11 protein-coding genes are annotated in these 13,376 nt (G+C 49.9%); 6 read left to right on the forward strand and 5 right to left on the reverse strand.

Going from position 1 to position 13,376, the window contains the following annotated elements; genetic code table 11:
* Positions 1-309: 309 nt before the first annotated feature.
* The gene (locus tag MJO57_RS10095; protein WP_252025028.1) at positions 310-1,677 is read left to right on the forward strand and encodes a hypothetical protein; all 1,368 of its coding nucleotides are present in this window, start codon (positions 310-312) and stop codon (positions 1,675-1,677) included.
* A gap of 37 nt (positions 1,678-1,714) precedes the next feature.
* Here the strand turns inward: MJO57_RS10095 and MJO57_RS10100 are convergent, their stop codons facing one another.
* From MJO57_RS10100 to MJO57_RS10110, 3 genes are all read right to left on the reverse strand, one after another.
* The gene (locus MJO57_RS10100) at positions 1,715-2,827 is read right to left on the reverse strand and encodes an anhydro-N-acetylmuramic acid kinase (protein ID WP_252025030.1); all 1,113 of its coding nucleotides are present in this window, start codon (positions 2,825-2,827) and stop codon (positions 1,715-1,717) included.
* A 115-nt stretch (positions 2,828-2,942) separates the two neighbouring features.
* Positions 2,943-4,388 carry an OapA family protein gene (locus MJO57_RS10105; RefSeq protein WP_252025032.1) on the reverse strand — a complete coding sequence of 482 codons (1,446 nt, stop codon included), beginning with the start codon at positions 4,386-4,388 and terminating at the stop codon, positions 2,943-2,945.
* 212 nt (positions 4,389-4,600) lie between these two features.
* Positions 4,601-5,527, reverse strand: a complete 927-nt coding sequence (locus MJO57_RS10110; RefSeq protein ID WP_252025034.1) for a hypothetical protein — start codon at positions 5,525-5,527, stop codon at positions 4,601-4,603.
* A 343-nt stretch (positions 5,528-5,870) separates the two neighbouring features.
* Between MJO57_RS10110 and tyrS the strand changes: the two genes are divergently transcribed.
* Positions 5,871-7,178 carry a tyrosine--tRNA ligase gene (tyrS, locus tag MJO57_RS10115; RefSeq protein WP_252025036.1) on the forward strand — a complete coding sequence of 436 codons (1,308 nt, stop codon included), beginning with the start codon at positions 5,871-5,873 and terminating at the stop codon, positions 7,176-7,178.
* Positions 7,179-7,287: 109 nt separating this feature from the next.
* On the opposite strand, the gene amrA is transcribed toward tyrS, so the two are convergent.
* Both amrA and amrB read right to left on the reverse strand, forming a co-directional pair.
* A complete protein-coding gene (amrA, locus tag MJO57_RS10120; protein WP_252025038.1) occupies positions 7,288-8,067 on the reverse strand; it encodes an AmmeMemoRadiSam system protein A in 780 nt (259 codons plus the stop codon).
* A 197-nt stretch (positions 8,068-8,264) separates the two neighbouring features.
* On the reverse strand, positions 8,265-9,044 hold the full coding sequence (amrB, locus tag MJO57_RS10125) for an AmmeMemoRadiSam system protein B (RefSeq protein WP_252025040.1): 780 nt from the start codon (positions 9,042-9,044) through the stop codon (positions 8,265-8,267).
* A gap of 165 nt (positions 9,045-9,209) precedes the next feature.
* On the opposite strand from amrB, the gene amrS reads away from it, so the two are divergent.
* The 4 genes from amrS (at position 9,210) to MJO57_RS10140 (ending at position 12,905) form a co-directional block, all read left to right on the forward strand.
* Positions 9,210-10,310: an AmmeMemoRadiSam system radical SAM enzyme gene (gene amrS, locus MJO57_RS10130; protein ID WP_252025043.1), complete on the forward strand. Its 1,101-nt coding sequence runs from the start codon at positions 9,210-9,212 to the stop codon at positions 10,308-10,310.
* A 149-nt stretch (positions 10,311-10,459) separates the two neighbouring features.
* Complete coding sequence (locus MJO57_RS10135) at positions 10,460-12,268, forward strand: hypothetical protein (RefSeq protein WP_252025045.1); 1,809 nt, start codon at positions 10,460-10,462, stop codon at positions 12,266-12,268.
* Between the two features lie 44 nt (positions 12,269-12,312).
* Positions 12,313-12,438 carry a hypothetical protein gene (locus MJO57_RS32715; protein WP_256493266.1) on the forward strand — a complete coding sequence of 42 codons (126 nt, stop codon included), beginning with the start codon at positions 12,313-12,315 and terminating at the stop codon, positions 12,436-12,438.
* Between the two features lie 38 nt (positions 12,439-12,476).
* Positions 12,477-12,905, forward strand: coding sequence for a YkgJ family cysteine cluster protein (locus tag MJO57_RS10140; protein WP_252027002.1), 429 nt, complete (start codon positions 12,477-12,479; stop codon positions 12,903-12,905).
* The last annotated feature ends 471 nt before the right edge of the window (positions 12,906-13,376 follow it).

The following is a 13,376-nucleotide window of genomic DNA, read 5'->3' on the forward strand; positions in this document are numbered from 1 at the left end:
TTTGAAGTGTGCTCTGTCAACAATAAGCTGAGATGGGCGCATTCATCAGGAAAGTGAGGAGTGAGTGAAGTGGCTAATACATAATAAACCAAAAGTAGCTCTGTAATATGAGCCAGCCTCAGGACAAAGCTGTATAGAATTAATCTAGTCTTACTTTGTTGTATTTGGTAGGAACTGGCGAAAAGTAACTTTAGACTTTATCTTGAACTCCATAGGTAAGTGGATAAATATTTTATCAGACGTTTTATTTTGGTTTTTTTGATGCTTATTTCATGAAAATAAAACCGATAATCAGGTAGATAAATTACTATGGGTATTACAGGCGCAGCTTCAGGTAATGAATTACAGCATCAACAGTCTATTGATTCTATTCCGGGTATTCTGAAGCCTCCATCTTCACAAACCTCCGCCAAGGCTAAAGGGTTTACCGGAACCAGAGTCGTCATCAAGGCTGAACCAGATGCCATTTTTGAGTATAAAACGGAACCGATGGAACAATTTACCCGCCGGCATGACAAACCCATAGCGAAAAGAGGGATTTGCCGACAGGGTTGCCAGGAAGCCTGTTTTGGTAAAACACCTGGCAAGACTATTAAGGCGATGGGTGGAGGGGTTTGTCTGGTTGCTGTTGGGCTGTCACTCCTGGCACTTGCTGGCAGTGGTGTTTTTAGCTCGCCCAACAAGCTGCCATCAATTGGCAATGCCACCAACTCAACATTGTCCTTAAATTTAACCAGTGATAACAATTTGACTAAAGTATTGCAAAATGCTTCATCAGTCGCTTCACATCAAGATGATAATGGCGTTTCTGGTGCTGGAGGACTTTATATTGCCAGTGTTGTAGTTATAGCCTGGGGGCTTTTTGGTATTTTGCTGACACGCTTCTGTCAAAGTAATGATGCTAAAAAAACGTACCCGATCAGTAAAAAAGCTGCCGGTCCTTCCCGATTATGCTCTGGCGCTGCAGGGAATAATCCAGGCGTTAAAAAAACTGATGCCATTGCCATGGAAGACTTTTTAACCCCAGAGCAAATAATAGCGGTAAATAGAAACGCGAGGCTTGAATCCGTAAGGGGTTGTCCTGTGCTGACAACGCCACACAATGTGAAAGCAGGCTGTTTTACCGAGGGGGTCGGCGCCTCGGTTAATGCAGAATATTTATCTTCAGATGATAGTGATGAAAGTGAATCATCGCCTTTTATACCCACTTTGATTACCGTTGAAGTTGATGTCACGCCACCGCTTTCTGCATCAAAACGTTTCGGAATGGTGGGTAGGTATGCCAATGAGAGGACTTCATCTACCCGGCGGATGGAAGGAGAATACATTGATGAGATTGATGAGATTGCATTCCATCCACAGGAAAGGGATGGCGCTGACAGGCTTTATCATTTTATTGAAAATAGTGCCTTTGAGTCCCTTGAGCCAGATGTGAGCAGGAAATTTAAGAGACATCTGTCAAAAATGAGCAGAGTGGCTTTCAAGGCATTTGCCAATGATGTTTGCGCCAGAGATGAAGGCAGAGTCAGGCAATCAATCAATAACATGGTGACGCGTTCATTCCCTGATTTTGGTCATGAAGAGAGAGCACAGTTAGTTCAGGCAGTTGCAGAAGTTATCGATGCATTTCCGGTAAGCCCGCCGGAAGGTGTGTTTGCCAGGGATGATACAGTGTAAGGTATTTACTGATCGTGGGGTGTTGTCAAAGGCTAAGCTAAGACGGGTAATAACGTCCACCAAGTAAACGCAGACCCGATGCTCCGGTAACTGCAGGCAGATTGCCAGGTAGTTGCGACATATTCTGTCTTGCTAACCAGGCAAAGGCAATGGCCTCTACCCACTGGGGGTCAACACCCAGTTCTGAAGTGGAACCCAGTCTTCGGCCGGGCATCTCTTCTTTTAGCATTGTCATAAGGGTGTTGTTATTGGCACCACCTCCACAGGTAAACACTGCATCAGTATCGGGAGCATGCTGTTGTATCGCATCGGCAATGCAACGGGCCGTTAAACGACAAAGGGTTGCCTGTATGGTGGTTGGGGACAGCCCACGAAAACCGTCGAGCATTGAGTTGAGCCAGGCAGGGTTGAACAGCTCCCGGCCAGTGCTCTTGGGTGCAGGTAACCGGAAAAAGGGTTCACTCAACATGGTTTCCAGCAGAATCGGGTCATGAGGTTCTCTGGCTGCATGACAGCCACCTTTATCATAAGGTTGTCCCCATTGCTGTTGACACCAATAGTCCATTAAAAGGTTCCCCGGCCCGGTATCAAAGCCGGTTACGGAGTTTTGCGCACTATTTTCAGACGGCAAAATAGATAGATTGCTGATACCTCCGATATTGACGATCACCCGGCAGGAAGTCCGGCTGGTAAAAACCGCGTGGTGAAAGGCGGGTACTAGCGGCGCTCCCTGACCGCCTGCTGCCATATCCCTGCGCCTGAAATCGGCAATAACCGTAATACCAGTCTGTTCCGCCAGGATATTAGGGTCACCGATTTGCAGGGTGTAGCCTGACTCTGGTATGTGTCTGATAGTCTGGCCATGACTGCCTATGGCCTTGACTTGATCTGCCCTGAGTCCTGCTTTGTCCAGAAGTGCATTGACCGTTTCTGCAGCTACATAAGCGATGGCTGGATCCACTTCAGCCAGCAAACGAATTTCATCATGGCCAGGCAGACAGAGTTGTTGAATTTTTTCCTTCAGTTCGGCGGGCCATTCAGTACTGTGGCTGGCAAGGAGTGTTGGGCTGTTTCCAGAAAAGTTAACGGCTGCAGCATCCATGGCATCCAGGCTGGTACCTGACATAAGCCCTATATAGATATCTGACATGGTTCACCCCGGGGCGGAAGGTTTATGGATCGATTATTGTTAACCGTAAAGACGCCGGGGCACAAAGAAAACACTAGTGCCTCGTGTGCCCGGAGGATATGGTGATCTTTAATGGTTACTGAGTGGCCAGCAATGTCCCGCTCTGCTTTTCAAGCCTGGCCATCATCAGCTCTGATCTTTTCTTGAAGTTAGCCATTTCACCCCTGGCGATGGGCGCTGCATCCGGAAGCTTAACCGTCATCGGGTTTCTGTGAACGCCATTGACACGGAACTCATAATGCAGGTGAGGTCCGGTAGCCCAACCCGTTTTGCCAACATAGGCTATGGTCTGACCCTGACGAACTTTCTGGCCTTTTTTCAGACCGGCCAGTTTATTGGCATGGGCATAGACCGTGACAATATCGTTCGGGTGCTGAATAAACACCACGTTACCGAAACCATTTTGCCAGCCGGAAAATTGCACACGGCCATCACCAGCGGCTTTAATGGGGGTATTCATCGGAGCTGCATAGTCGACCCCTCTGTGCGGGCGCTTGGTCTTGAATACCGGATGCAGACGATTAGGGTTAAAACTTGAACTGATACGGGTAAAATCGACCGGAGTACGAAGAAACGCTTTCTTCATGCTTTTTCCGTCCGGGGTATAGTAGTCGGTATCGCCGTTACTGTCGGTATAACGGATAGCGGTATACGTCTGTCCCTGGTTAGTGAAGCTGGCTACCAGAATATCACCATCGCCCAGCTTTTCACCTTCCAGATATTTCTCTTCGAAGAGCAGGCTAAAGCTGTCACCACTGCGGATATCCTGAACAAAATCGATATCCCAGCCAAAAATACCGGCCAGCTCCATGGTCAGATTCTGAGAAAGGCCTGCTTTCTGACTGGCGAGGAACAGAGAACTCTCAATGCTGCCACTGGCATAGGTGGGACGAATTTCCGGTGACAGGGTAATCAGCTCTGCCCGGTAGCCCTTGTCCACCTTATTAAAGAAGATACTTTCCAGCCTGGACTTGACGTAGCGCAGCTGGGTCAGGGTTCCCTCCTGATTAATCCGGAATTCCAGAGATTCACCCGGGCGTATACTGGCCAGCGTTTCTCCATACCGGGGTGTGTTGGCAACCTGGTAAACCACACTGGCATTTAAACCCTGGTTATTAAATAACACGGATAAATTATCGCCAGACTGAATGGTGACATTGTGCCATTTGCCCAGCTTTTGCTCCAGGTCATAGGCAGCTTTTGCCAGTGCTTTGGCTTCTGCTTCCTCTTTCTGCTCGTTGATCGATGTTGCCGATTTATCGGTATCATGATTGTCGATAAACGGGGAAGGCAGAGGTTCTTTGGTACTATTGCTCAGTTCCATGGCGACTTCCTGAGGTTGGAAAGCGTCGATGGACATTGGAATTTCGTTGCGCTTGGCTTCTACATCACCAGAAGGGAGAAGCGCCACCAATCCCATGATACTGGCAGCAATCGTACTGGCCAGCAGCAGATGTCGCATGGGGAACTGTTTCAGGCGCTGGTTGATCCGTGTTGCGCCTCTCGGGATGGCTTTATTCATTTAAGGTGTTAACGCTGTCTACAATTTGCTGATGAGTAAATTATAACGGTAAAAAACACCGTAAGTCATATCTGTCAGAAATGGTACGTCAAGACAAGCGTAATTATCATTTTTTTAATGAGTGTCTTGATGATCACGAATTATTTTCTTGTCTGTATCCGAGGGATGGAGGTTGATGAAATTATTGAGCAGTGATCGAATGAAGGTCTGCGTTAGACTCCATGCACGTCAACAGTAACAGAGGTTGGAACCTTGTGTCCTGTGGGCGAAGTTATATTGAGAGGCAGGGTATATACAGCGGCTTTCTCGGTTTTCTGCGAAGATGAAGCTGAGGGTATTGAGGGGATGTCCAATAATCCCTGGTCTGATTCTCCGGAAATCAATCCGGTGGGCTTTGGTTCGATAAGAGGTGGGGACTGATTGATTGCGTGGCCGTGAGGTTGACCATCAACCACCGGATCAATGGCTGGAGCTTTAGGTTCCTGCCGGTTTGAGGGCAGAATTGAGACGGGTCGGGTTAGTGATTCAGAATAAGAATGATGCGTTGGTTCATCCAGTGTTATATAAGGCTCAGCCTTTAGTAGCAGGCCGGGAATATGCAGAATAAGGGAACCCATTACACCCAGTACCCATACGGATGAGGTAATGGAAACGGCCATACCGATAAGCTGCATCCAGCTGTAATTGGACTCTGGTGTTGTACTGGATTCCACCCAGCGCTTCCACCTGCTGGCACTGGCCATTACGTACTCTTCAATGGGAGGATTTTGCAAGGCAGGAGGGGGCTGCAGGTAAACTCTGCTATTTTCTTCGGCTGGCAGTTTTTGCACCGTTCTATTCCCCGGATTCTCGTGAGCATAGTGAAGCAGCCCGATAAAACCACCGAAACAGACACTGGATATAATCACCACTTTTCTCCAGGCAAAATTCAGACATTCGGCGGCTGTTGAAAGGGTTCTCATGAGTACCCAGGCCGCATCACCCACCGAGAAATTTGAACCCGCCGGTTCAGGCTGGGACAAAGACTCTGCTTTTTTTAGAGGGGCTGACGTTGCCGTGTTGGCTTCAGGGTAAGTTGATGCGGTTTGTGCCGACAGTGGTTGCGACTGTGGTTGCGACAGTGGTTGCGGATAATCCAAGGACTTCTCCTTCCATTATGATGAAACCGGTATTGTGGAGATTTAGCCGAAATAGGAAACTGTTCCTGGTAGGACAGCTTCGGCAGGAGACATTCACTGGCCGATTTATCAGAAATTTGCAAGTATTCAGGATGCATTCGACCGTGAGGACTTAAGGTTAGTTCCGATCTGATGGGGTAAAGGCCTGGTAAGGTAAAAATACTGAAATTTACCTTATTTACAGGTCAGGCATTTGTTCTGGCACTGTTTTGTTGTATTTTGAGCGGCTTGATTTGGTGTCAGAGCCTCTGGCATCCAACGCGGTATTCCGGTTGAATCATCGAATCGTCGCAGGAAAAGGTAAATGTCCGATAGTCAAAACCCGTTGCTGAAAGATCTTCAGGCCCGCCAGCTCATCGCGCAGACCACTGCCGTCGAGGAACTGGACGCTCATCTGAGCGAACAGCCCCGGGTGCTCTATTGTGGTTTCGATCCTACGGCTGACAGTCTCCATCTTGGCCATCTGGTGCCATTGCTGGTGCTCAAGCGCTTCCAGGCAGCGGGCCATAAACCGATTGCCCTGGTGGGTGGGGCCACCGGTCTGATTGGTGACCCAAGTTTCAAGGCAGCTGAACGTCAACTCAATACGCCCGACGTGGTGTCCGGTTGGGTAGAGAAAATCAAGGGTCAGGTAAGCCAGTTCATTGATTTTGACTGTGGCGATAACTCAGCGGTGGTTGCCAACAACCTGGACTGGACGGGTGACCTGAACGTTCTCGATTTCCTGCGGGATATTGGTAAACACTTTGCGGTGAATGCCATGATCAACAAGGAGTCTGTACAGCAACGGCTGAACCGGGAGGGCGCTGGTATCTCCTTTACCGAGTTTTCCTATGCACTGCTTCAGGGCATGGACTTTGCGGAGCTGAACCGTCGTTATGACTGTACCCTGCAGATTGGTGGCAGTGACCAGTGGGGGAATATTGTTGGTGGTATTGACCTTGCCCGTCGTCAGAATAAAGCTCGTGCCTTCGGACTAACGGTGCCGTTGATTACCAAGTCTGATGGTACCAAGTTTGGTAAAACGGAAGGTGGTGCAGTCTGGTTGGACTCAAGAAAGACATCCCAGTATGCGTTTTACCAGTTCTGGATGAACACCGCCGATGCGGATGTGTATCGTTTCCTGAAGTTCTTCACCTTCCTGAGCATGGCAGAGATTGAAGCCATTGAGCAAGCGGATGCTGAACGTCAGGGCAGACCGGAAGCCCAGAGGATTCTTGCCCGTGAAGCTACCCGACTGGTGCATGGGGAAGAAGGTCTCAAGGCGGCGGAGCGCATCACCGAAGCACTGTTTTCAGGCGACATTGCCCAGCTTTCCCAAAGTGATATGGAGCAGTTGAAGCAGGATGGTCTGCCCAGTGCGACGATCGAGAGGGTCGGGCTGGAAGGCCAGGCGATGACGCAGCTGTTTGCCGAAGTGGGCATGGTTAAATCAGGCAAGCAGGTTAAGGATGCATTGGGTAATAACGCCGTGTTCTTTAATGGCATAGCCCGTGGCGCTGCAGATAATATGAACCTGCCGGAATGCTTTGCGACAGAAAAAGCGATGTATGATCGATTCTTTCTGGTGAAACTGGGCAAGAAAAATCACTTCCTGTTTGAAGTGGTTTGATGGAATCCCCGGCTGGTTACTATAAAGTCTTGTTAAAAGCTTACAGTCAGCGGACAGTCCTGTTCCGCTGACCGTTTTATCAAGTCGCTGGCCATACGGTTTACTACAGTCAGCTCCTTCTTTCCTCGAATTTAACACACCGATACCGAAAGCACTCCATACCTTCAGGCCACAACCCCGGAGCCATTCCTGCTTTGCTTTTCAAATGAGCCAGAAATTGCCGGGGGTTTGGCAGTTGTTTCCAAACCTGAGGTAAGAAGGTTGCGGTGTATTGAGGGTGGCGAATCAATAATCCGTCGATGCCGGGATGCAGCTGTTGCAAAAGGTCTTTCTCGTCAGTAACTTCCATCCGTTCCTGAGGTGTCAGTATGGAAATTTCGATCTTGATGTCGGTCAGCTCATTTTCTGTAACGGGTGGAAACCGGGAGTCCCGGAACGCACTGGCGAAGGCATTGTGGATCACATCATCCAATAGTGTCCGGTAAGCCTGGGTTGTACCGATACAGCCCCGGAGTTGCCCGCGCTTTTGCAGTGTGACAAAGCTGGCGGCTTTTTGCAGAAAGCAGTCGGTACGATCTTCACTCTCCTCGCTCTCCTTTCTCTCCGGTAGTGATTCCGGTGGCAGGCCCAGCGTACATCCCTCACTGATGGTCTTGCGGGCAAGGCGTAATAATTCTCTTTTCTGGCTTTCTGTGGGTTCGATTTGCACCGTAGAAATTCCTGTTTTCCTGCGCTTGTCAGCGGTGTTTGTCAATACAGTTGTCAGCCTCTTTCCGGTTTTTATCGTCACCCAAAGGAGCCTCTGCACAACGCCTTTATGGAATTGTCCCAAAATAATTTGGAATTGTCCCAAAATAATTTGCACATTTTGAACTCGATTTCCGTTCATCCTGAGCTTGTCGAAGGGTGATTGGCACAATACATGAGGCCGGAGTTCACGCCCTTCGACAGGCTCAGGACGAACGTAGTTTTGAAATTCAGAAATGTGGAAATTATTTCAGGACAGCTCCTATGTCATCTAACCGTGGCTGAAAGTCTCTATGCAGTTTTACGCCGTCCGGGGTCTGGTTTTGCTAAATAATCTGTCTATTGAATGACAAAGGCACCATAACCCACCACCCGGCTTTTATCGCCAGCAGTATCTCCGGAATTGCGTACATCAAGCGTAATGACATCCATTCCCCGATGCTGGGCAACCTTCAATACACCGTTAAGAGGATAGCAGCCACAGGCTTGCCCACCGGTTAAATTATCACTGAGCTGTTCAATGGCTTTCACCGTCTGGTTATCCCGGTAACAGGCCTCTTCATAACTGTGGTAATGACTGAGGTCGGAGCTGATAATGATCAGGGTTTCCTCTGCTCCCCAGAGGTGCTCAATCACTTCAGCGACCGCTATAGGGCTGGTGTCGCCCACCACGATGGGAATCAGTTTGAAGTCATCCAGGCATTCCTGAAGAAAAGGGCACTGGACCTCAAGACTGTGTTCGCAGGTATGGGCTTCGTCGACGGTCTCTATCTGGCTGAATTGTTTTAATTCCTCCATGGCTGCAATATCCAGTGGGATGTTACCAAGCGGTGTGGCAAATGCTTCACAGTCCGGTAGGGCCATGCCCTGCAGAGGAACTCTGTGACTGGGGCCAAGGAGAGCCACCCGGTGAATATTCTTGCGCATTGAGTGCAGCAGGCGGTAGGCGCTGGCGGCGACAGGGCCGGAATACAGGAAGCCGGCATGGGGAACGATCAGTACTTTCGGTGAGAAATCCCTGGGGCGGGCATCACTGAGCATCTCTTTAACCATGCTGGTCAAAGCGCTGGGTGAGTCTGGGTAAAAGGTTCCGGCTACAGCGGGTTGGCGAATAATCATTATGGGTTCTCCCCCGAGAGTGGCTGAGCCCTGCCGACACATGTTAAGCGAAATAAACCACTCTCTTTGCATCGCTCAAATAATGTGGGCAGGGCCTATAATTATAGCCTTGGTTACTACCATCAGGATGACAATCAGGCCGTAAACCTGGTCTGGAGAGGGATTATGCACAGAGAAAAAACACCTTCCGGAAACGTGTCAACAACCTATTGGCATGCACTGGGGGATGGGCGAATCCAATGTGATGTATGCCCGAGGGCCTGTAAACTTCGGGAAGGGCAGCAGGGGCTCTGTTTTGTCCGTGCCTGTGAAAGTCACCAGATTGTGCTCACCAGCTATGGTCGCTCCTCCGGTTTTTGTATTGATCCTATTGAAAAAAAACCGCTGAACCACTTTCTTCCGGGAACCCCGGTTCTGTCATTCGGTACCGCTGGTTGTAATCTGGCCTGCAAATTCTGTCAGAACTGGGATATGAGCAAATCCCGTGAGATGGATACCCTGGCTGACCAGGCATCACCAGAGCAACTGGCCGATACGGCTGAGCAAATGGGCTGTCGGTCACTGGCATTTACCTATAATGACCCGGTGATTTTCCTGGAATACGCCATTGATGTCGCCCGGGCGGCTCATGAAAAACAGTTGAAGTCAGTGGCCGTTTCTGCCGGCTATATCTGTGAACAGCCCAGAGAAGCGTTCTTCCGCTATATGGATGCCGCCAATATTGACCTGAAAGCGTTCAGTGAGAACTTTTATCGAAAGATCTGCGGTGGCGCTCTGCAACCGGTGCTTGAAACACTGGAATACCTCAAGCATGAAACCACTGTCTGGTTTGAGATAACCACCTTGCTGATTCCCGGTGAAAATGATTCTGAACGGGAATTGAACGACCTGTGTCAATGGGTTGTTGAGCATCTGGGCGTGGACGTTCCGATTCATTTCACCGCCTTTCATCCCGACTGGAAAATGCGCGATTACCCCAATACACCGGCTGCTACTTTGACCAGAGCCAGGCAAATAGCAGTGAATCATGGTATTCGATACGCCTACACAGGCAATGTTCACGATGCTGACGGTGGCAGTACCCGCTGTCACCACTGTCACAGCATGCTCATTGAGCGTGACTGGTATGTGCTGGGTGAGTGGGGGGTTAATGCTTCGCAAGGTAAGGGATTCTGTCGGCAGTGTGGTACACCGGTTGCCGGTGTGTTTGAAACACAGCCGGGCATTTGGGGCAGTCGCCGGGTACCGGTTAGCATCGTCTCCTGACCGCCAATCTCCAGACCAGGTTGCTATTGAGCAAGTATCAGTGCGCAGAACCGCAGACAAGGTGGTTAGCCCTACTGACCAGCGTGGGGAATTTTTGGCCTCCTCCCTTTGTCCAATAAGTTAAGTCTAATCAAAAAGGGAATTATATTATGACTTTACCATTAACTACCTCGCCGAATACTCAGCTTCTCACCCCCAATGAGGCTTCCTATCCGGGGAAGCGCACTGCTGACCGGAGTTTTGCTGGTTTTCCCGTAGAGCCAGTGGAGAGCAACGAACTGACTCAACGTACGTTAGAAGCCAGCGTCTGTAGCTTCTGTCACGATCTTGGCCGTGATATTCACCAGGTGACGGTGGAGCAGAACAGTGTCCTGTGTGGCAGCTGCACACAGCGATTTACCGATGACCCAACGATGTCTCTTTATGGCATTGAGCGTTTGGACAAACCCATAAGGCTGCGCAACACGGCACAGATGCTGGACGAGGTTACGATTCACTGCCCTTATCACACGGATTGCGACCAGACCCTGAAGTTTGGCAAGCTGCGTGAGTTTGTTGAGCGGGAAGACCGACCGCTCACTGACGCCGAATCTTACAAGCAGGAGCTTTTTACTCAACTTGATGTGGACTATGGCGAAGAGCGACTTACTGGTTACTGTGAACGTGAAGATCTGGCTTCTAAGCCCCATCTTAAAGATCATCTCTACCAGTGCCAATGGCGTCTGCACAGGTGTCGCTACTGTCGTGAGGTGATGCCCCGGGAGAGCTATCTGACCACCCATAAAACCCAATGCACAAAGTTGAACACCCGAATTGATAACCGAACGCTGACTGCAGTAACTTGCGATCATTGTGGTGATAGCTACTTCGGCACGAAAGGGCAAAAAATGCGCCACAAGAGCGTATGTTTACCGGAACATACCCCGGTCAGGCTTGATGATATCCTGAAACTTCCGCCGGAAAAGCAGGTCGCCCTCATCAACGAATACCGACCGTTAGTGAATTATTTAACCGAAAGACTGGAAAATATGGTCGATTTTTATGCTGAAACTCACAATAATCGTGCTGAGGAAGATCACGCGATAGAAAGACAGTTTGATGACCTTGACAATAAAGTAAAGGAGCAGAAAGCCATTATTAAAAAAATGCGGTCTGACCAGAACAGCACCCGACTTGCTCTTGTCAGCTCAGAGACCGAGTTGCAAAGCACCCGACTTGCTCTTGACAGCACAGAGACCAGGTTGCGTGTGCTTGAGGCCTGCGATGCCCGCCATCGGTTGATTTGTGACCTCAGAAAGCAACCCACCAAACTGAAAGCGATACAGCCGGGGGCACTGAGCGATCGGGAGTGGTTGCGACTGGAAGTGGCCAAAAAGGACGACTGGCTCAAGCCCACCCGTCTGATAGAGCAGCTTGAGAACATGGTTTACGACAGCTCAGATACAATAGTACCACGCAAGGGCTGTACCACTATCACCTCCGAACGAGACCCCGACGTACTTATCTTTCATATTGCTGATGTTAACGCACTCCCCGGGCAGGTTGGAGACGTTTCAGTTAAGGGGAATTTTTATGACGCCGATATGCACATCACGGTTCGCCAAACGGATGATGGCAAGGTGAAATTGGGTTTATCCATCAGTTCTAATGACAAGTTCAACGTGGGAGATTCGGTGTTTGGTCAGTGCCACTTTAAAGTCTTCACTGCCCATCCGCTCTATTGCAGGAAGGGCTTCATGCAGATGAGCAAGCTCCCGGTTAACCCTTGCGACAGCCCGGAACCATATATGGTAATCGATGAAAAATTTGCCGTGCCTCAGGCGGGCCTGGATGGCAGCGCCATCGCTCGAGATATGCTGATTCAGCTCAGGTTTACCGATAATCAGCCCAAAGGCCGGAAGGCATTAACGGCGCCGGTAAATAAGTTAAGAAAAAGCTTCAGGGGAGCAGCACACTGAAGCGTACCGGCTTGTGGTTTATCAACTGATTTCTCTGGGCAGCCATGAAAAGAGAACTGGCCTGGTCTGTTGCAAAAACCACAGGTCCGGCGGGAAAAGAAAGCGGTGCTTTTTTAACTGACGCTGGCCAGTTATTCATTGCCTGTTCCGGTATTCGCTCAGTAGAATAATTTATCAATAACAGGACTAATGCTTTATCGTGTCAGATATGGTTAACCGGATCGAAACCAGAGACATCACTTCCATTAGTAAGTGCGATCAGTGCAGTTCACTGTGTTGCACTTACATCACTCAGGAGCTGGATACCCCACGCAGCATGCAGGCGTTTGATGTGCTGCTCTGGCAGGTTGCGCATCAGGGCGTGCATATTTTCAAGGATGGTAATGGCTGGTATTTGCTCTGTCAGACCCGGTGTGAGTTTCTGCTGCCACAAAACCGCTGTGGCATCTATGAACGACGCCCCATTATCTGCCGGGAGCACAGTAACGAAGCCTGTGAGTTTGATGCGCCGGTCAATGAGGGCTGTGAGCTGTATTTTCAGACGTATGATGAGCTGGATCATTATTGTCGCCAGCGGTTTAAAGGTTGGGATAAACGACTGGAGAAGTTTGAAGCGGAGCGGGCGAAGAAAAAGTAGCGGGTATGCATTCCCACGGGGGAGAGGTTGTCGCAAAGCCTTCCGAACACCTCGTTCCCACGCTCTGGAGGGTGTCGCAAAACCCTCCAGGCACTCCGGACATCTCGTTCCCACGCTCTGGAGGTTGTCGCAAAACCCTGCGGACACTCTGGACATCTCGTTCCCATGCTCCGCGTGGGAATGCATACCGATCCCGCCACAAATACCATACTCGCATGGAGCCCCCGAAAACCCTACCAGGCAGTGGCTCTTTCTCCTGCTGTCAGATCCGTATGCATTCCCACGCGGAGCGTGGGAACGAGGTGTCCGGAGGGTTTTGCGACACCCTCTCTGCGTGGGAATGCATAGTGCGCTGGGATAAGCGGCGTATATCTTGCGGGTGAAAGTCCCGTTGCGGAAGGAGAACCAGCTCCACCGTATAGCGAGTCTTGCGTTGCTGAAGGTAACGAAAGTGATGAAGCGTAGACAGCG

The sequence above is a fragment of the Endozoicomonas sp. SCSIO W0465 genome (genome assembly GCF_023716865.1).
Taxonomy (GTDB): Bacteria; Pseudomonadota; Gammaproteobacteria; order Pseudomonadales; family Endozoicomonadaceae; genus Endozoicomonas.